Annotated in this window: 17 protein-coding genes, 1 tRNA gene and 1 pseudogene; 14 read left to right on the top strand and 5 right to left on the bottom strand. The window is 57.0% G+C overall.

Going from position 1 to position 18,100, the window contains the following annotated elements; all coding sequences use genetic code 11:
* The first annotated feature begins 3 nt into the window (after positions 1-3).
* Genes GS605_RS09600 through dctP form a run of 3 tightly spaced genes read left to right on the top strand, consistent with a single transcriptional unit; the run spans position 4 to position 2,967 of the window.
* Positions 4-591 (top strand): TRAP transporter small permease, encoded by a 588-nt coding sequence (locus GS605_RS09600; protein ID WP_171723834.1) that lies wholly within the window; start codon positions 4-6, stop codon positions 589-591.
* Complete coding sequence (locus GS605_RS09595; RefSeq protein ID WP_171723833.1) at positions 592-1,881, top strand: TRAP transporter large permease subunit; 1,290 nt, start codon at positions 592-594, stop codon at positions 1,879-1,881. It begins immediately after the preceding gene.
* A gap of 24 nt (positions 1,882-1,905) precedes the next feature.
* On the top strand, positions 1,906-2,967 hold the full coding sequence (gene dctP, locus GS605_RS09590) for a TRAP transporter substrate-binding protein DctP (protein WP_171638396.1): 1,062 nt from the start codon (positions 1,906-1,908) through the stop codon (positions 2,965-2,967).
* Positions 2,968-2,997: 30 nt separating this feature from the next.
* On the opposite strand, the gene GS605_RS09585 is transcribed toward dctP, so the two are convergent.
* Positions 2,998-3,468, bottom strand: coding sequence for a tetratricopeptide repeat protein (locus GS605_RS09585; protein ID WP_171723832.1), 471 nt, complete (start codon positions 3,466-3,468; stop codon positions 2,998-3,000).
* A 33-nt stretch (positions 3,469-3,501) separates the two neighbouring features.
* Between GS605_RS09585 and GS605_RS09580 the strand changes: the two genes are divergently transcribed.
* Positions 3,502-4,755, top strand: a complete 1,254-nt coding sequence (locus GS605_RS09580; RefSeq protein ID WP_371807743.1) for a cytochrome-c peroxidase — start codon at positions 3,502-3,504, stop codon at positions 4,753-4,755.
* Positions 4,756-4,818: 63 nt separating this feature from the next.
* Positions 4,819-5,616 (top strand): annotated as a pseudogene (locus tag GS605_RS09575) (IS5 family transposase).
* 750 nt (positions 5,617-6,366) lie between these two features.
* On the opposite strand, the gene GS605_RS09570 reads toward GS605_RS09575, so the two are convergent.
* Together GS605_RS09570 and GS605_RS09565 are read right to left on the bottom strand one after the other, a co-directional pair.
* Positions 6,367-6,443: transfer RNA gene (locus tag GS605_RS09570), tRNA-Pro, on the bottom strand.
* Positions 6,444-6,847: 404 nt separating this feature from the next.
* Positions 6,848-7,963: a class I SAM-dependent RNA methyltransferase gene (locus GS605_RS09565; RefSeq protein WP_171723831.1), complete on the bottom strand. Its 1,116-nt coding sequence runs from the start codon at positions 7,961-7,963 to the stop codon at positions 6,848-6,850.
* Positions 7,964-8,260: 297 nt separating this feature from the next.
* Here GS605_RS09565 and GS605_RS09560 point away from each other — a divergent pair, with 297 nt between their 5' ends.
* From GS605_RS09560 to nqrF, 6 genes are read left to right on the top strand one after another with little or no spacing between them, the layout of a single operon-like run.
* Positions 8,261-9,604, top strand: coding sequence for a Na(+)-translocating NADH-quinone reductase subunit A (locus GS605_RS09560; protein WP_171636242.1), 1,344 nt, complete (start codon positions 8,261-8,263; stop codon positions 9,602-9,604).
* Between the two features lie 5 nt (positions 9,605-9,609).
* Positions 9,610-10,818, top strand: coding sequence for an NADH:ubiquinone reductase (Na(+)-transporting) subunit B (locus GS605_RS09555; RefSeq protein WP_171636240.1), 1,209 nt, complete (start codon positions 9,610-9,612; stop codon positions 10,816-10,818).
* On the top strand, positions 10,811-11,638 hold the full coding sequence (locus tag GS605_RS09550) for a Na(+)-translocating NADH-quinone reductase subunit C (RefSeq protein ID WP_171636238.1): 828 nt from the start codon (positions 10,811-10,813) through the stop codon (positions 11,636-11,638). Before GS605_RS09555 ends, GS605_RS09550 begins: the two co-directional genes overlap by 8 nt.
* Positions 11,638-12,291: an NADH:ubiquinone reductase (Na(+)-transporting) subunit D gene (locus GS605_RS09545; RefSeq protein ID WP_152460184.1), complete on the top strand. Its 654-nt coding sequence runs from the start codon at positions 11,638-11,640 to the stop codon at positions 12,289-12,291. The genes GS605_RS09550 and GS605_RS09545 overlap by 1 nt, the downstream gene beginning before the upstream one ends.
* Positions 12,291-12,899 (top strand): NADH:ubiquinone reductase (Na(+)-transporting) subunit E, encoded by a 609-nt coding sequence (gene nqrE, locus GS605_RS09540; RefSeq protein ID WP_050603817.1) that lies wholly within the window; start codon positions 12,291-12,293, stop codon positions 12,897-12,899. Before GS605_RS09545 ends, nqrE begins: the two co-directional genes overlap by 1 nt.
* 10 nt (positions 12,900-12,909) lie before the next feature.
* A complete protein-coding gene (gene nqrF / locus GS605_RS09535) occupies positions 12,910-14,133 on the top strand; it encodes an NADH:ubiquinone reductase (Na(+)-transporting) subunit F (protein WP_171636236.1) in 1,224 nt (407 codons plus the stop codon).
* A gap of 59 nt (positions 14,134-14,192) precedes the next feature.
* Here the strand turns inward: nqrF and GS605_RS09530 are convergent, their stop codons facing one another.
* Positions 14,193-15,206 (bottom strand): NAD-dependent epimerase/dehydratase family protein, encoded by a 1,014-nt coding sequence (locus tag GS605_RS09530; protein ID WP_171723830.1) that lies wholly within the window; start codon positions 15,204-15,206, stop codon positions 14,193-14,195.
* A 184-nt stretch (positions 15,207-15,390) separates the two neighbouring features.
* Between GS605_RS09530 and GS605_RS09525 the strand changes: the two genes are divergently transcribed.
* Complete coding sequence (locus GS605_RS09525) at positions 15,391-16,155, top strand: metallophosphoesterase family protein (RefSeq protein ID WP_171723829.1); 765 nt, start codon at positions 15,391-15,393, stop codon at positions 16,153-16,155.
* 11 nt (positions 16,156-16,166) lie between these two features.
* Here GS605_RS09525 and GS605_RS09520 read toward each other — a convergent pair whose 3' ends face one another.
* Entirely contained in the window at positions 16,167-16,691 is a 525-nt protein-coding gene (locus GS605_RS09520) for a CBS domain-containing protein (protein WP_171723828.1), read from the bottom strand.
* Between the two features lie 122 nt (positions 16,692-16,813).
* Here GS605_RS09520 and GS605_RS09515 point away from each other — a divergent pair, with 122 nt between their 5' ends.
* Both GS605_RS09515 and GS605_RS09510 read left to right on the top strand, forming a co-directional pair.
* Complete coding sequence (locus GS605_RS09515; RefSeq protein ID WP_170345279.1) at positions 16,814-16,999, top strand: hypothetical protein; 186 nt, start codon at positions 16,814-16,816, stop codon at positions 16,997-16,999.
* A gap of 65 nt (positions 17,000-17,064) precedes the next feature.
* Positions 17,065-18,090: an FAD:protein FMN transferase gene (locus tag GS605_RS09510; protein WP_171723827.1), complete on the top strand. Its 1,026-nt coding sequence runs from the start codon at positions 17,065-17,067 to the stop codon at positions 18,088-18,090.
* Positions 18,091-18,100: the final 10 nt, after the last annotated feature.

The raw sequence follows: 18,100 nt of genomic DNA, 5'->3' as shown, positions 1-18,100 counted from the left end.
CGCATGGGCGGACTGGCATCGGTGCTTGCACCGATTGCATTCGTGAACGAAACCGTGCTGCGTCTGGGCCGGGCGTTTGGTGTTGTTGCGATTGCGCTCATGGTGATCGCAATCTTGATCCAGGTGTTTTTCCGATACGTTCTGGGCAATGCGCTGCCGTGGCCGGATGAGGCCGCGCGGTTCTGCATGTTGTGGATGACCGGTCTAATGGCGCCCACCGCCTTTCGGCGTGGCGGCTTTGTGGCCATAGACATGCTGGAACGCTTCCTTCCCCGTATCATCGGTCAAACGCTGAATCTGTTCCTTCTTTTGCTCTCGTTCGCCGTCCTGCTGGTCGCGGTCAATATCGGCTGGTCCGAGGTTACCGGCTTTGGCGGAAAATTCGCCACTGCCGCGCTGTATTTGCCCACCTCTTTAGGGTTCGATGAATGGTATCGCATTCCGCGCAGTTGGATGATGGCATCGCTGCTGGTGGGGATCATCCTACTGATCTCGGTGAATATCGAGCTGATCCTGCGATCCTTCATCACCTTGCTGGGCGGCGGCCACCTGTTGCCTGAAATTCCTGATGCGGCAGTGGGGGCCGAATAAGTGCTGATCTGGTTCCTGCCCACCTTTCTGATTTTCCTGCTGATCGGCCTGCCGGTCTTTTTCGCTTTGCTGGCGGCGCCCGGTATCCTGCTGTGGCTGAACGGCCAGACGAACGACATCACGTTGCTGTATCGCAATGTCTATAACGGCATGGACAGCTTCCCTCTGATGGCGATCCCCTTCTTCATGCTGGCCGGAGAGCTCATGAACCGAGGCGGCATCACCATCCGCCTTGTCGAGTTTTCGCAGGCTCTGATGGGTCATCTGCGCGGTGGTCTGGCGCATGTGAACGTGCTGAGTTCGATCCTGTTTGCGGGCCTCTCGGGGTCCGCCGTGGCGGACACCTCGGCGCTAGGGTCGATGCTGATCCCGGCGATGGAGAAACAGGGCTATACCCGGAAATTCGCCGCCGCGATCACGGCGGCAAGTTCCGTGATCGGGCCGATCATTCCGCCCTCGGGCATCATGATCATCTACGCCTATGTGATGGGCGAAAGCGTGGCCGCGTTGTTCCTTGCGGGGATCGTGCCGGGCGTGATGGTCGGTGTCGGTCTGATGCTGATGATCAAACTGATGGCCGACCGCTATGACTTCCCCGTCGCCAGCCGCAAATACACATGGACCGAGCGGCGTCAGGCCAGTTTGAAGGCCTTTTTCCCATTGATGACACCGGTCATCATTCTGGGCGGTATTCTGGGTGGTATCTTCACACCGACCGAGGCTGCGGCAGTCGCCGTGGGCTATGCCTTCATCATCGGGTTCTTCATCCTGCGGACATTGACATGGAAAGAGGTCCCCGAGGTGCTCAGCAATGCAGGCATGACTTCAGCCGTTGTTCTGCTGCTGGTTGGTGCTGCGATGGCGTTCAAGACGGTCGTCAGCCTCAGCCATGCGCCGGAACAACTGGCCTCGCTGATCCTCAGCCTGTCAGAAAACCCGCTGATCCTTTTGTTCCTGATCAACCTGCTGCTGTTCATCGTCGGCATGTTCCTGGACGCAGGCCCCGCGATCATCATCCTTGGACCAATCCTTGGACCGATCTTCACCAGTCTCGGCGTCGACCCGATCCATTTCGCCATCATCATGAGCGTCAACCTGACCGTCGGCCTCGCCACCCCGCCAATGGGCCTTGTGCTGTTCGTGGCCGCCGCCGTATCGCGCGAACGGGTTGAAACCATCGCCAAGGCGATCCTGCCGTTCCTGGCGGTCGAAATCATCGTGATTTTCCTGATCACCTACATACCCGCACTATCCATGACGATCCCGAGGATAACGGGATTTGCCAACTAACTGAGTTCCACAGGGAGGAAACGCATGCTCAGAGAATTCATCAAAACCGCAGCGGTGGCCACATCGCTGGTGGCGGCGTCCGCCATGGCTGCGACAGCCGCCGATTATACGCTGCGCGCAACCGCAAATTCGAACGAAAACGATGAGGATTATGACGGTCTGATCGTCTTCAAGAACTATGTCGAATCTGCCTCGAACGGCGCGATCGAGGTCGAACTGTTCATCGGCACACAGCTCTGCTCGAACGGGGCCGAATGCTTGCAGGGCGTGGCAGACGGCACCATCGACATCTACATCTCGACCTCGGGCGGTGCCTCAGGCATCTTTCCTTACGTGCAGGTTCTGGACCTGCCTTATCTGATGGCCGATGACCGCGTTGCCGAGCATGTCCTGTCGGGCGATTTCACCCGCACAATGCGCGACATGGCGCTTGAGGACTCTGGCGGCGCAATCCGTCTGATGACCATCGGCAACACAGGCGGCTGGCGCAACTTTGCCAACACACAGCGCCGCATTGCCGAGCCCGCGGATATGGAAGGTCTGAAAATCCGCACCGTCGTCGCCGACCTGCCGCAGGAACTGGTCAAGGCGCTGGGTGCGTCGCCCACCCCGATCCCGTGGCCGGAACTGTTCACCAGCTTCCAGACCGGTGTCGTTGAAGGATCCAAGAACGGCATCACCGACATCATGGGTATGAAATTCCCGGATGCGGGCCTGCAATACGTAACGCTGGACGGCCACGCCTATATGGGCGCATTGTGGTGGATGAACAACGCCAAGTTCCAGGAGATGCCCGAGGATCTGCGCCGCGTCGTGGTCGACGGGTTCTATGCCCTGCAACAGGCCACTTTCGCCTCCCCCAAGCGCAAGTCGATCCAAGCCTATGAAGATTTCGTCGCCGGTGGCGGAGACCTCTATGTGCTGACACCCGATCAGAAGGCTGCGTTCAAAGAGGCCGCAACGCCAGTTTATGATTGGTTCCAGTCCAACGTTGCGCGTGGCGACGAGATCTTTGCTGCACTGACCGAGGCGGTCGCGGCGGCTGAGGCGGACGTCAACGCCGCTCGTGATGCGGATCTGAAGTGAACGGTTGGGCCGGGCTTTGCGGCCTGGCCCTCACCGAAACGGGTACATCCACCCTTTGTAGTCGTTGACCAGAACATGCGCCTTTTCAATCTGCTGCGGCGACATTTTCTTGACCACTTCCTCAAGGCTGATCGCCGCGTCGGGGTCGCCGCCAATGGCGCTGAGCGTGTACCACATATACGCACGCACCAGATCGGGCGCGGGCATGCCCAGACCCAATTCATAATACCAGCCAACGCCCGACTGCGCCCCCGGATGCCCCTTCATCGAGGCGCGCAGATACCATTCAAAGGCCCGTTCGTAATCCTGCTCGACCCCCAAACCCAGCCCGTACATCACGCCGATCAACTCTTCAGCCTCGGCGTTGCCCGAGCGCGCGGCTGGAAGAAGTTCCTCGCGCGCGGCTGCAAACTGTCCGGCTTCCATCATATCGCGGGCTTGTTCCAGTTCAGACAGAGCCGGAGACGCAAATACGCAAAGGGCAAAAACAAGCTGGCGCATGGGATCGTTGCCTTCTTCTGGGTCGGGGCCGCTGTGGCACAGGATTTGCCGCGCCCGCTGACCGATGATGACTTTATCCCCTTTGATATGAAACAGGCCGCCATCGGTCATCAACTGTTTTACGACCCGATCCTGTCAGGCAACCGCAACATCGCCTGCGCCCATTGTCACCACCCGGATTTCGGCACTTCGGACGGGTTGTCGCTGGGCATAGGAGAAGGCGGGCAGGGGTTGGGGCCGGACCGCACACCCGGCACCGGAGCCGACAGAATACGCAAACGCATCCCTCGCAACTCTCCGGGCCTGTGGAATCTTGGGGCCAAGGACATACACACCGTCTTTCACGACGGCAGGCTGAGCATTTCCGACGTCTACGGCAACGGCTTCAATTCCCCGGCGCAGGAGTGGCTGCCCGAGGGTCTGAACTCCCTGCTGGCGGCACAGGCTTTGTTCCCCCTGACCTCACAATTCGAGATGGCGGGCAATGTGGCCGAAAATGAAGTCACAGGCGCGGTGCATGATCGTATCGACAAGGGCTGGCCCATTCTGGCGAAACGCGTCCGCACCGATCTGCGCTATGGTCCGGCCATGGTCGCCGCCTTTGATGAGGTCGAGACGACCGAGGACATCACGATCACGCAAGTCGCCAACGCTCTGGCCGCTTTCATGGCGATCGAGTGGCGTAGCACCGACAGCCCGTTTGACCACTATCTTGCGGGCGACATGAATGCCCTTTCACCTGCGCAAATCGAGGGGATGAGGCTGTTCTACGGAAAAGCCCGCTGCTCCGCCTGCCATCGCGGACCGCTCATGTCAGATCAGAAGTTCCATGCACTGGGCTTGCCACCCTTTGGGCCGGGTCGCACCCGGCAGTGGGATCCCTTCGTCCGGGATGTCGGCCGCATGGGTGAAAGCAACCGCCTTGAGGATGCCTACAGGTTCCGTACCCCGATGCTACGCAATGTTGCCCTGACCGCGCCTTACGGTCACAATGGCGCTTTCCCCGATCTTGAAAGCGTCATTCGCCATCATTTGGATCCGCAGGCCAGCCTGGACAAATGGACCCCTCAAATGGCTGCCTTACCCAAGGTGCCATGGTTGCAAAAAACGGATTTTCTGGTTTGGCAGGACCAATATGAAATGGCACGTCAACGCAAGAAAATTGATATTGATCCGATCCAGCTTGCGGAATTGGAAATCGAAAACCTGATTGCTTTTCTGCATTCGTTGACAGGTCGCAGCGTAGACTCTCCGATATTCGGTGTGCCGAAAGGATTTACTCCTTAGGGTCAGGATGCATTGATTTTCAAAGCGCTGCATGATTCACGGTTCGAAAAACGGAGCGGTGATATGAGCGACCTTTTCTGGCTGACTGACGAGCAGATGGCCAAACTTTCCCCTTTCTTTCCGCGGTCGCATGGCAAGCCACGGGTCGATGACAAGAGGGTGCTGAGCGGGATTATCTTCATCAATCGCAATGGGTTGCGGTGGCGTGACGCTCCCAAAGAATACGGACCGCACAAGACGCTTTATAGCCGGTGGAAGCGTTGGAGTGAGAAAGGTATCTTCGCTCGGATGATGGTCGGCTTGGCAGCCGAACACGGCGAGGAAAAGACCGTGATGATCCCCTTTCTTTGATTGCGTTGCAATCAACTGTCAGGCAGTGGACGCGACCTATCTGAAAGCACATCGTACCGCGACCAGCATGGCCGCGAAAAAGGGGGGCGTGGTCGCCTGATTGGCCGAACCAAGGGCGGCATGAATACCAAACTGCATGCTATCTGTGACAGCCAAGGGCGACCGATCAGCCTTTTTGTCACCGCTGGCCAAGTCAGTGACTACATCGGTGCGCGAGCGCTACTGAGCAGTATTCCAGATGTCGACTGGCTGCTCGGGGATCGTGGCTATGATGCAGACTGGTTCCGAGATGCGTTAAAAGACAAAGGGATACGCGCCTGCATCCCAGGTCGAAAGCAACGCAAGACAACCGTGAAGTATGACAAGCGCCGATACAAACGGCGCAACCGTATTGAGATCATGTTTGGTAGGCTCAAGGACTGGAGGCGCGTAGCGACACGTTATGATCGCTGTCCCAAAGTCTTCCTCTCCGCAATCGCACTCACAGCAACCGTCATCTATTGGTTTTGAATCCTGACCCTAGGTCCGTTTCGAACCGATCCTCAACGGCATTATCCGTCCCGGTATGTCGACCTCGCCAGATTGGTATCGCTTGGGGTGTCCTCACACTCGACTCTTAATCTGCCTCACTCCACAAGGATTTTGAGACGCAAACTTGTATTGCCCTCCTTCCGAGGCCCACGCATAAGCGTGGGTTTTCGTTTTTCTGGATGTAAGCTTGACTTGGGTTGTGTATTTGACAGCAACGACAGAAATGTGATCCGCGCCGGAAGCCGGGCTTTGCACAGTGCGCGTATCTGCGCGCCGTCGGATAAATTAAGCTGAAGACCGTGGCCAAGCGTTCGCAATTTACGACCCCAATGATGGGCTGAGCCGCAAACCTCCAATGCCAGCCACTCAGCGTAGGACCGTCTATCATAAATGGGAGTGACTTGGTGCGCTTGATTTCCTTATTAAGGATCCGCCGCTCGGTGGCTAAAACGCAGTGTACCTGAAAAACGTCCTTAGCCAGATCCAGACCTACATTTCTTCTCCGTAATTGGATGGCTCCTCTCTTTGCAGTCGATAACAACTGCACTTTGGCGCGTTCGATGCCGACGAAGGAGGAACTATCCACCTCATCCGGTAAGGATCGATTACTTCAAAAAGAGCGTTTGAAGTAGCAGTAATTCAGACTGCGAGAAGTAACTTTTGTTGGCGGAAAGGTAAGTTAACTGGTCAAAAGGCAAAATATCTCTGCATTTGACAAGTTGATTTCATTGGTCGGAGTGAGAGGATTCGAACCTCCGACCCCTGCCTCCCGAAGACAGTGCTCTACCAGGCTGAGCTACACTCCGACCGTGGCGGGTGATCTATACGCGGCGGGTCTGATGCGCAAGAGGATTCTGTAATGCGACTACCCGAATCTTTCGATCTCAACACCCAAAAATATATGGCAGCGGACCAATGGGCACGGAACCCGGTGATCTAAGCAGGTCGCCATGTTTATGGTTCGCAAAAACGAGCGTTTACATGTTTGCGTTCTGCTGTTGACCGGCGCGCACAGTGTCCGCCAACTTGTTCACCTCCCCCCCCCGCCGGGCAGGTCGCGATGGCACCGGTGTTAAAACGTTGGCTGGATGACAGGCTTGTTGAAAGGCAAGGGAATCGCAACCTTTTGCGGTGGAAACCCTTTGGTTTCTTTGTCCGCTTTCGCCCGCGCAGCCATCGTCATCAATTGGTTGTGAAGCGTCCCAGGCAATCACGGCAAGGGATCTGTTTTGTACAGACGAATTTTGGTTCCACCATGGTCGACGACCGGTCCTGGCGCCAGCAAAGGCAGGCGTGTGGCCCGGGCAAGCCCCGGAGCGCTGGTGATCACGCCGACCCGCCATCCCTGGAACCGGTTCATCAGGGTTTTGCCCATCGCGCCATAGACCGAGCGCAAGCGTCTTTCGTCACCAATTCGCGCCCCGTAGGGCGGGTTCACAATGACCAGCCCCGCAGGACCTTCGGGGGGTTTTATGTCGCTGACGGAACGCTGTTGAAACCGTGTCACGGCACCGACTTGGGCCCTTTCGGCATTGGCAGTCGCCGCGTCAACCGCGCCCGAGTTGCGATCCGAGCCGTAGAAGGTAAGCGCGCATTCCGCCGCCTTCGTTTCCCGTCGCATTTCCTGCCACTGATCAGGGTCAAAGCCCGCCAGGTCCTCGAATGCAAAACCGCGGGAGCGGCCAGGGCGCAGACCCAGAGCGATCTCGGCGGCCTCGATCACGAAGGTACCCGATCCGCACATCGGGTCCAGTACGGGTTCATCGCCCGAGTAGCCACATTCTTTCAGGAACATGGCGGCCATTGTTTCGCGCATTGGGGCCTTGGCAATGGCTTCCTTGTGACCGCGTTTGTGCAACAGCTCGCCGGAACTGTCGACCGAGATCGTGCAGATGTCTTTTTCGATTCGAAGCAACACCCGAAGGTTTGCCTCGGATGAAATCGTGGTGCCCAATGTCTCGGATATTGCCCGCTCGATCCTCTGACGAGCTGCACCGGCGTGATAAATTCTGGATTTGCGGCTGATGGCTTCCACCTTGACCGGCACGTCAGGACGCAAAACGGTGCCCCAAGGAAATTTCCGAGCACGTTTGTCCAATTGGGCAAGGTGCACGGCGGGGAAGCTGCCCAGTCGCACCAGAACCTTGTTGGCGCCGCGCAATGTCAGGTTGGCACGCCAGACCTCGGGCCATGAACCCCGGCATGTTACCCCGCCGGGTACAGTTCTGACCTGCGCGAATCCGTTGAATTGCGCCTCGTCACCAAGAGGCGCCTCGAGGCCCGGCGTGGCAACCAGAAAGATTTCCAAATCTGTGTCTTTTTCCATTCTGGTTGCTTACACTGGAACCTTGGTGGGCGCGATATGCAATTATACGCCATGGATTCAGAAGAAATGACCGATCAATCGCAGGATTGTGTGGTTCATCCTCAAGTTTTGGCGGTAACAGGTTTGCGTTTATGACCTTCCCCGCGTAAAGGGTCCTTGATCGGAAATACGCCTGCGGATTTTGGACCGTTTTCGACGCTTTTGCGACGGAGGCTCGAAAAAACCGCGCTATTGCATGACCCCGAAAGGGCGTTAGCAGAGCTGGCGCAGAAAAGAGGCTTGGAAGAACGTAGCAACATGCAAACTTTCAAACTGAAAAAGGGGCTGGATCTGCCGGTGGAAGGCGCTCCTGACCAGACCATTCACCCGGGCCCGGAATACGCGACCGTTGGCGTCCTGGGCGGCGACTACATCGGCCTGAAACCCAAGATGCTGGTGCAGGAAGGCGACAGCGTCGTACGTGGCGCGCCGCTGTTCTGTCACAAGGACGCGCCTGACGCGATGATGGTCGCACCGGTAAGTGGCAGGGTCGTCGCGATCAACCGTGGTGCCCGTCGGGTGCTGCAAAGCGTCGTGATCGAAGTGACAGATGTCAATGACACCGGTGTTGATTTCTCGGGCATAGGGGATGCCGACAGCGCCGAAGGCGTGACGGCCAAGCTGTGCGCCGCCGGCCTGTGGACGTCGTTCCGCACGCGCCCCTATTCAAAAATGCCGAACCCCGGCGTCAAACCGGATGCGATCTTTGTCACCGCCATGGACAGTGACCCGCTGGCCGCTGACGCTGCCACGATCATTGCCGAGGCGCCCGAAGAATTTACCGCCGGTTTGGCGGCAGTCAGCACATTGACCGAGGGCAAAACCTATCTTTGCCAAAAAGAGGGTGACACGATACCCGGCGCAGATGTCGCCGGTGTCGAAGCTGCATCTTTCGCAGGCCCGCACCCATCGGGGCTGGCCGGAACGCATATTCACTTCCTCGAACCCCTTGCAGGCGACAAGCAGGTCTGGACCATCGGGTATCAGGATGTCATCGCTATTGGTCGCCTGATGCTGACCGGCCATCTGGATCCGAATGTCGTGATTGCCCTGACGGGGCCGGGTGCGCGTCAACCACGTTTGATCCGTACCGTGATGGGCGCATCAACTGACGATCTGACCCGCGACGAAGTCGATGTGGACGGCACGCCCCGCATCATTTCGGGTTCGATCCTGTCGGGCCGGCACGCTGAGGGCCCGACCGCCTATCTGGGCCGGTTCGCGCGCCAGATCAGCATCATCCGTGAAGATCCCGATCAAATCCCGTTGGGCTGGATTCGTCCAATGCCGTCGAAATACGCGGTCCAGCCTGTATTGGGTTCGGCATTCGCTAAGAAGCTGTATGCGTTCACCTCCAACCTGAACGGCGGGCGTCGGGCCATGGTGCCCACAGGTGTTTTCGAAGACCTGATGCCGCAGGACTATCTGCCCACTCAGTTGCTGCGGGCGCTGCTGGTAATGGATACGGACACTGCCCAAGCCCTGGGTGCGCTGGAGCTGGACGAAGAGGATCTTGGCCTTGTGGGCTTTGCCTGTCCGGCAAAATATGAATACGGGCTGGCGCTGCGCGACTGCCTGAGCAAAATTGAAAAGGAGGGCTGAGCCGAATGGGTTTGCGCAGCTTCTTTGACAGGATCGAGCCGAACTTTACCAAGGGCGGCAAGTACGAAAAGTACTTCCCCATCTACGAGATGGTGGAAAGCTTCATCTACACTCCAAAAACCGTGACCACGGTGGCGCCGCACGCGCGGTCCTATGTGGATATGAAGCGGATCATGACCTATGTCGTGATCGCGACGATCCCCTGCATCCTGTGGGGGATGTGGAACACCGGCTATCAGGCAAACTCTGCGATTGCTTTGCTGGGTCCGGAATCGGCCACCGGCTGGCGGATTGCTTTGTTGCAGATGTTCGGGATTTCGCTGGACCCGTCCAGCATCTTTGCCAATGTCATGCATGGTCTGATGTATTTCCTTCCGATCTACATCGTCACGCTGGTCGCGGGCGGTATCTTCGAGGTCATCTTTGCCACCGTGCGCGGCCATGAGGTGAACGAAGGCTTCCTAGTTACATCAATGCTTTACACGCTGATCATGCCTGCTACGACGCCCCTGTGGCAGGTGGCATTGGGCATCATCTTCGGCGTTGTGATCGGTAAGGAAGTGTTCGGGGGCACCGGCAAGAACTTTCTCAACCCCGCGCTTGTGGGGCGGGCGTTTTTGTATTTCGCCTATCCGGCGCAGATGTCGGGGGATGCGGTCTGGACACCCGTTGACGGGTTCTCGGGCGCAACTGCATTGGGCGTGTCTGCGGCCGAAGGCGTGCAGGCGCTGGCCGCTGAAGGCATCACCTGGTCGAGCGCGTTTTTCGGCACCATTCAGGGCAGCTTTGGCGAAACATCGACGCTGGCCTGCATGATCGGTCTGGCTTTCCTTCTGATGACCAGGATCGCCAACTATCGCCTGATTGTGGGCTGTCTGGCGGGCACCATCGGCTTTACCCTGCTGCTGAACCTGATCGGATCGGATACCAACCCGATGTTCGCGATGCCATGGTACTGGCATATCGTGTTGGGCGGTTACGCTTTCGGGCTGGCCTTTATGGTGACGGAACCGGTTTCCGCCAGCCACACCAATGTAGGGCGTTATATTTATGGCGCTCTGATCGGTGTCATGGTCGTGATGATCCGCGTGATCAACCCGGCTTTCCCCGAAGGCATGATGCTGGCAATCCTGTTCGGCAACGTCTTTGCACCGCTGATCGACTATTTCGTCGTGCAAGCCAACATCAAACGGAGGGCGCGTCGCCATGTCTGATACGCAATCCCCAGATCAAAACGAGGCACCCAAGGGCGCATTAGCCAAATTCCTGGCGGCGTCGCCGGATTCTGTTGGCAAGACGATCTTCATCGCCGTTGCCGTCTGTCTGGTCGCCTCGATGGTTGTGTCCGCGGCCGCAGTCAGCCTGCGCCCGGTGCAAGAGGCCAACCGCCTGAAGGACAAACAGGTAAACGTTCTGCAAGTTGCAGGCGTGTTCGAGCCGGGCATCGACGTGACAGAGGCTTTTGCCGCCTTCGAACCACATGTGCTGGAGCTGTCCACAGGCACCTTCGTCGATGATCAGTTTGATCCGACCACATTTGACGACATCGCCGCCGCTAGCGATCCTGAGCTGAGCGTCGCGTTGGACAATGACCCCGCCGGTATCGGCCGCAAATCCAAATACCGTGTTATCTATCTGCTGCGCGATGATGCAGGTGATCTGGACAAGGTGATCCTGCCTCTGCACGGATACGGCCTGTGGTCGACGCTCTATGGATTTATCGCGCTTGAAAACAACGGCAACGATATCTACGGCCTGCAATTCTATCAGCATGGTGAAACTCCGGGTCTTGGGGCCGAGGTGGACAACCCACGCTGGAAAGCCCTGTGGAACGGGAAAAAGCTGCGCGACGAAGCAGGTGATCTGCAAATCACCGTTGCCAAATCGCAGCCCGCAGCCGGGCCAGATTTCTATGTGGATGCGTTGGCGGGGGCCACGCTGACGTCGGTCGGCGTCGATAACCTTGTGAAATTCTGGATGGGCGATGCGGGCTATGGTCCCTTCCTGGCCAAACTTCAAGCAGGAGAGATTTGATGTCCCAGACCAAGAAAGAGATGCTGGTCGACCCGCTTGTCGACAACAATCCGATCACATTGCAGGTGCTGGGCATCTGTTCAGCACTTGCGGTGACATCATCGTTGCAAGTGTCGATGGTGATGGCGCTGGCGGTGATCTTCGTGACCTCGTTTTCGTCGTTCTTCATTTCGTGCCTGCGCAACCAGATCCCCGGTTCGATCCGGATCATCGTTCAGATGGTGATCATCGCGTCGTTGGTGATCTTGGTGGACCAGATCCTGAAAGCCTATGCTTTCGAGATTTCGAAAACCCTGTCGGTTTTCGTCGGCCTGATCATCACCAACTGCATCGTGATGGGCCGCGCCGAGGCGTTTGCGATGAAGAATCCGCCGGTTGCGTCCTTTATCGACGGAATGGGCAACGGCATGGGCTATGGTCTTATTCTGCTGCTGGTCGGCTTCATTCGCGAGCTGTTTGGCGCGGGGTCGCTGTTCGGCGTTACCATTCTGGAAACCGTCAACAATGGCGGCTGGTACGTGCCCAACGGCATGCTGTTGCTGCCGCCCTCGGCGTTCTTCATCATCGGTCTGATCATCTGGGCCTTCCGCACCTGGAAGCCGAACCAGGTGGAAGAGCGTGAATACAAAATTCAGCAGGTAGAGGCCCACTGATGGAAGGTCTGATCTCACTGGCCGTAAAGGCCATCTTTGTCGAAAACCTTGCGCTTAGCTTCTTCCTGGGGATGTGTACCTTCATCGCCGTGTCCAAGAAGATTTCGACAGCGCTGGGTCTGGGGATTTCGGTCATGGTCGTGCAGGCCATCACCGTGCCTGCCAACAACCTACTGCTGAACTACTTGTTGAAACCGGGCGCGCTGGCCTGGGCCGGGTTCCCGGATGTAGACCTGACCTTCCTTGGCCTGATTTCCTATATCGGCGTGATCGCGGCGATGGTTCAGATACTCGAGATGGTTTTGGACAAGTATTTCCCACCGCTTTACAACGCGTTGGGGATCTTTCTGCCACTGATCACGGTGAACTGCGCCATCCTTGGCGGGTCGCTGTTCATGGTGGAGCGTGACTATAACTTTGCCGAGGCGGCGACTTATGGCTTGTCTTCCGGTTTTGGCTGGGCACTGGCAATCACCGCAATGGCCGGAGTCCGGGAAAAGCTGAAATATTCAGACATCCCCGATGGTCTGCAAGGTCTGGGCATCACTTTCATTACCGCAGGTCTGATGGCTATGGCCTTCATGTCCTTCTCGGGCGTGAAACTGTAAGGGGGCGTTGATGGAAACCTTTACCTTAGGCGTAGCTCTTTTCACCGTAATCGTTCTGGCATTGGTGGCCATCATCATGGCCGCCCGATCCAAGCTGGTATCGACCGGAAACGTCAACATTACGATCAACGGCGAAAAGACCATTTCCGTTCCGGCAGGTGGCAAGCTGCTACAGACGCTGGCTGCCGAGAAGCTGTTCGTTCCTTCGGCCTGCGGTGGCGGCGGCACCTGTGCGCAGTGTCGGGTGCGGGTGCATTCGGGGGGCGGATCGATCCTGCCGACCGAAGAAAGCCATATCACGAAACGTGAAGCGTCATGTGGTGATCGCCTGTCTTGCCAGGTGGCGGTCAAGCAGGACATGGATATCGAAGTTCCGGAAGAAGTCTTCGGCGTCAAGAAATGGGAATGTACCGTTCGGTCGAACGAAAACGTAGCGACCTTCATCAAGGCGTTGATCCTGGACCTGCCCGAGGGTGAGGATGTGAACTTCCGCGCCGGTGGCTACATCCAGATCGAAGCACCTGCACACCAGTTGAAATACACGGATTTCGACATTGAAGAGGAATATCGCGAGGATTGGGATCGCTTCAATCTGTGGCAATATGAATCGGTGGTGACCGAACCCATCGAGCGCGCCTATTCGATGGCCAACTACCCGGACGAAAAGGGCATGATCATGCTGAACGTCCGCGTGGCCTCGCCGCCGCCGGGGTCCGAAGGCATTCCGGCGGGTCAGATGTCGTCTTACATCTTCAACCTGAAGCCGGGTGACAAGGTCACCATTTCAGGCCCATTCGGCGAGTTCTTTGCCCGCGAAACTGACAAAGAGATGGTCTTTATTGGCGGCGGCGCCGGTATGGCACCAATGCGCAGCCATATCTTTGATCAGCTCAAGCGTCTTCAGAACCGCAACCGCAAGATCAGCTTCTGGTACGGTGCGCGGTCTAAGAAAGAGATGTTCTTTGTCGAAGACTTCGACAGTCTGGCTGAAGAATTCGACAATTTCGAGTGGCATGTGGCCTTGTCGGACGCGCAGCCCGAGGACAATTGGAAAGGCTATACCGGCTTCATCCACAACGTATTGTTCGAAGAGTACCTCAAGAATCATCCCGCGCCTGAGGATTGCGAATACTACATGTGTGGTCCGCCAATCATGAACCAGTCGGTCATCAACATGCTGCTGGATCTGGGCGTGGACCGCGAAGACATCATGCTCGACGATTTCGGCGGCTAAGGAACAAAAAAGAACCGGCGTTGAAGACGCCGGTTCTTTCATTTGGCGGTAAGCCTGCGTTATTTTGCGTAATACTCTCGATACCACGCGACGAATTGTGTGATACCGTCTTTCAGATCTGTCTGGGGGCGATAGTTCGTCAGTCTTTGTAGCAGCCGATTGTCCGCCCAAGTGGCATGAACATCACCCATCTGCATCGGCATGAAATTCTTGATCGCCTTCTGCCCCACGGCCTGTTCGATGGCTTCGATGAAATCCATCAGGCGCACTTTTTCGCCGTTGCCGATATTCACGATGCGATAGGGCGCGACGGGCGACAGGCTGTCTCCGTCCTCGATATCCTCACGGCTGGCTGGCCGCACCGGAGGCACATCGATCAGCAATCTGATGCCGCGTACAAGGTCCTGGACATGGGTGAAATCCCGGTACATGTCGCCATGATTGTAAATGTCGATCGAGCGACCATCCAGGATGGCGGCGACAAATTTGAAATACGCCAGATCCGGTCGTCCCCAGGTGCCGTAGACGGTAAAGAAGCGGAACATGGTCGTCGGCAAATCCCACAAATGGGCATAGGAATGCCCCATCGCCTCATTCGCCTTTTTTGTCGCGGAATAGATGGTAAGCTGGGTGTCGGCTTTTTCCGTCTCGGTGAAGGGCATGTCCTCGTTGGCACCGTAGATGGAGGAGGTCGATGCCATCAAAAGATGATCCACCTTATGTTGCCGTGCAATTTCCATCACGTTGAATGTTCCAACGACATTCGATTCAACATAGCTGCGGGGATGTTCCAAACTGTGTCTCACACCGGCCTGAGCCGCCAGATGAACGATGACTTCCGGCTGAAATTCTTCGGCGACCTGCATCAACCGATCAAAATTTTCCAACCGATCCTCGGTTGCCGTGAACCCGGGTGTCTGAAGCAGAATTTGATGCCGACGCTGTTTCAGGACCACATCATAGTAATCCGTCATCCCGTCGTATCCATGCACGCGGAACCCTTCCTCTAACAGCCGCTTTGCCAGATGGAACCCGATGAACCCCGCAGAGCCCGTAATCAAAACCCGTTTCATAGAACCCTCAAAACGCCCTGCACGATCATCGCTGAACAAAAGGTTCTTCCCGTGATGCCGGGTCAAACATTTTGAACTGCGCCGAAGGTCATATCGAACATCCAGACGTCATTGGTCAACTCTTTGCTGATTCAATCAGATGCTCATTGCCGCCAATGGGCGAGAAGGATAGGGATCAACGTGTATGATTACGAACTGGATCAGACGGAGGTTCGACCGCACGGCGGGGCGGACAACGAATGCAGTGTCTTGCGACATCGCTCCGGCCGAGAAAGTGACGGCCGTGGGCGATATCCACGGTCGTCTGGACTTGTTGCAGGCGTTGTTGCCCAGACTGGACGATCAGAGCTTGCTGGTCTTTGTCGGAGATTACATCGACCGAGGGCCATACAGCGCGCAGGTGCTGCGCCACCTGTTTCACCTGAGCGAGACGTCAGGAGGACGCGTTCAGTGTCTTCTTGGAAACCACGAAGAGTTTCTGTTGCAATTCCTGGAGGTGCCGGAAGGCAACGCCCGGCTCTGGTTTCAAAATGGGGGTGTGCACACGTTGGCGTCTTTCGGGCTGAAACCGCCCGCGGATATCGACAACTACCAGCAGGTTCGAAAACTGGCGGATGATCTTCGCCTGAAGATGGGGGAAAGCCTGATCAACTGGCTAGCTGACCGGCCTTTGACCTGGACTACCGGCAACGTCACATTCGTTCATGCGGCGCTGGACCCCCGACATCCGACTGAGGCCCAGGATCGCCAGATTTGTCTCTGGGGACATCCCATGTTTCCCAGGCTGGCCCGCAGCGATGGCCAATGGGTGGTGCATGGCCACACAATCGTGGACCTGCCCCGGATCAGGAACCGGGTGGTATCGATCGACACGGGCGCTTTCGCTTCGGGTCGTTTGACAGCCGCCGAGATCAACGCCGGAAGTGTTCGGTTCACCTCGACCGGATGAACAGTGGGCCTTTAACCGACGATCATTTGCTTCATGCGAAGCGCTTCATATTCCAACTCTTTGAGACGGAAGTGGACAACGTCTCCGATCGTGATGACGCCGCACAAATGACCGTCGCGCAGCACCGGCATATGGCGAAAACGACCCTCGGTCATTGTTTTTAGAACTTCATTCAGCAGATCATCCGGTGTGCAGGTCTTAACATCCTTGGTCATGAGGTCTTCGACCGATTGCGGAAGGGTCTGGCCGGGTGTATCTGCCATGCGCCGAACGATGTCGCGTTCTGACAAAATCCCCTGCAATGCCCCGTTCTGATCCGTCACGAGAACAGCACCGATCCGCTTTTCCTTCAGCGTGTTGACCACAGAATGGATCGTGTCATTTGGCCGCACCGAAAACACCGCGTCCCCTTTACCTTCAAGCAGCCTGGCCACGGTTGTCTGCGAATGCGACAGGTTCGATTCCGCAGACTGGCTGTACGTCGTCTTGTCAGCCTTGTCGCCACGCGAAGGCGACTGGTAAGAGGTTGGAGCCATGGGCAATCTCCTTGTGGTTCTTGCAAAGTCTTTCCCTTTCACCTTAGCGCAGCTAAACGACCTGTATAGGGTGCAATTGCGCCGATCGGCAAAAACGCAGGCCGGAAAGGACGTTCAAGCCATTGAGTGAACTCTATCTTACGCCACCCATAGCGGCATTGATCTTCTTTGCCGTTGTTGTTTGTGGCCACAATTTCCGCATGGCGTGGAAGCAACAGCCGCCGGGTTGGCAAAAACGTGCGTGGTTGTTCGGCGTGCCGGCGGGGGTCGGCCTTTTGGTGCTGGGTTTCCTGCCGCTGAAGATGTGATCGCAGTTTGACTCTGGCGGGGGCCACTGGCATATGCCGGGCACAGAATTTCCCGGAGATCGCCGATGCGTCTTTTGCCTTTACTGGCCGTTGCCACTCTTCTTTCCGGCTGTTTGTTCGACAAAGAACCCGAGGTGGTTCGTCTGTCGGGCGAAACAATGGGCACGACCTTCAACATAACCGCGATCGGCGAAGATCTTGATGAGGCCGCATTGGCCGCGGCTGTCGAAGAGACGCTGGCCGAGGTGAACGCCAAAATGTCCAATTGGGATCCAGAATCCGAGGTGTCCGTCTTTTCCGCTTCAACTAGCACAGCCCCCGTTCCGGTCTCGGACGAACTCGCACTGGTCCTTTCGGCCGCCAATGACGTGCACGAAAAAACCGGTGGGACTTTTGATGTAACTCTGGGCCCGCTGATCGAACTTTGGGGCTTTGGCCCACGCAAGCCCGAGGATCCAGTGCCATCGGATCCCGAAATCGAGGCCGCGTTAAGCGGCGTCGGGCAGGCCCGTTTGCTGACGCTCGACACCGAAGCCGGCACGCTGTCGAAGGCTGATCCGCAGGTGGGCATCAACCTGTCGGCGATCGCAAAGGGCTATGGCATCGATGCGGTTGCCGGCGCTTTGCAGGATGCTGGTATCGCCGATTACCTTGTCGAGATCGGCGGTGATCTTGTTGCCAAAGGCAAGAATGAGCAGGGCGAAGCCTGGCGCATTGGCATCGAAAAGCCTGAAACGGGCGCTCAGAGCATTCAACTGATCGTTTCCCTGGATGATCGCGGCATGGCCAGCTCGGGCGACTACAAGAATTTTTTCGAACAGGACGGTGTGCGGTATTCGCATATCATCGATCCGACAACGGGACGCCCGATTACACATCGCACGACTTCTGTCACGGTTCTTGCGGAAAACGCAATGTTGGCGGATGCCTGGGCAACGGCCATGCTGGCTTTGGGTCACGAGAAGGGAATGGACATTGCGGAAAGGTATAAACTTGCCGTGTACTTCATTTCGCGGGATGTGACAGGCGGCGAAGATGCCTATATTACGTCGCACAGCACCGCGTTCAAAGACGCTTTGGGAACCAACTGACAGGCAGGAA

The sequence above is a fragment of the Ruegeria sp. HKCCD7559 genome (genome assembly GCF_013110575.1).
GTDB lineage: Bacteria > Pseudomonadota > Alphaproteobacteria > Rhodobacterales > Rhodobacteraceae > Ruegeria.
Note: the sequence above shows the minus strand (reverse complement) of the source record. Positions and strands in the feature narration are given on the sequence as shown.

What these genes read in the sequence shown, in the direction of transcription:
- GS605_RS09600 (WP_171723834.1), top strand. Translation starts at nt 4, where the DNA reads ATGGGCGGACTGGCATCGGTGCTTGCACCGATTGCATTCGTGAACGAA.
- dctP (WP_171638396.1), top strand. Translation starts at nt 1,906, where the DNA reads ATGCTCAGAGAATTCATCAAAACCGCAGCGGTGGCCACATCGCTGGTG.
- GS605_RS09585 (WP_171723832.1), bottom strand. Translation starts at nt 3,468, where the DNA reads ATGCGCCAGCTTGTTTTTGCCCTTTGCGTATTTGCGTCTCCGGCTCTG.
- GS605_RS09565 (WP_171723831.1), bottom strand. Translation starts at nt 7,963, where the DNA reads ATGGAAAAAGACACAGATTTGGAAATCTTTCTGGTTGCCACGCCGGGC.
- GS605_RS09560 (WP_171636242.1), top strand. Translation starts at nt 8,261, where the DNA reads ATGCAAACTTTCAAACTGAAAAAGGGGCTGGATCTGCCGGTGGAAGGC.
- GS605_RS09555 (WP_171636240.1), top strand. Translation starts at nt 9,610, where the DNA reads ATGGGTTTGCGCAGCTTCTTTGACAGGATCGAGCCGAACTTTACCAAG.
- GS605_RS09550 (WP_171636238.1), top strand. Translation starts at nt 10,811, where the DNA reads ATGTCTGATACGCAATCCCCAGATCAAAACGAGGCACCCAAGGGCGCA.
- GS605_RS09545 (WP_152460184.1), top strand. Translation starts at nt 11,638, where the DNA reads ATGTCCCAGACCAAGAAAGAGATGCTGGTCGACCCGCTTGTCGACAAC.
- nqrE (WP_050603817.1), top strand. Translation starts at nt 12,291, where the DNA reads ATGGAAGGTCTGATCTCACTGGCCGTAAAGGCCATCTTTGTCGAAAAC.
- nqrF (WP_171636236.1), top strand. Translation starts at nt 12,910, where the DNA reads ATGGAAACCTTTACCTTAGGCGTAGCTCTTTTCACCGTAATCGTTCTG.
- GS605_RS09530 (WP_171723830.1), bottom strand. Translation starts at nt 15,206, where the DNA reads ATGAAACGGGTTTTGATTACGGGCTCTGCGGGGTTCATCGGGTTCCAT.
- GS605_RS09525 (WP_171723829.1), top strand. Translation starts at nt 15,391, where the DNA reads ATGATTACGAACTGGATCAGACGGAGGTTCGACCGCACGGCGGGGCGG.
- GS605_RS09520 (WP_171723828.1), bottom strand. Translation starts at nt 16,691, where the DNA reads ATGGCTCCAACCTCTTACCAGTCGCCTTCGCGTGGCGACAAGGCTGAC.
- GS605_RS09510 (WP_171723827.1), top strand. Translation starts at nt 17,065, where the DNA reads ATGCGTCTTTTGCCTTTACTGGCCGTTGCCACTCTTCTTTCCGGCTGT.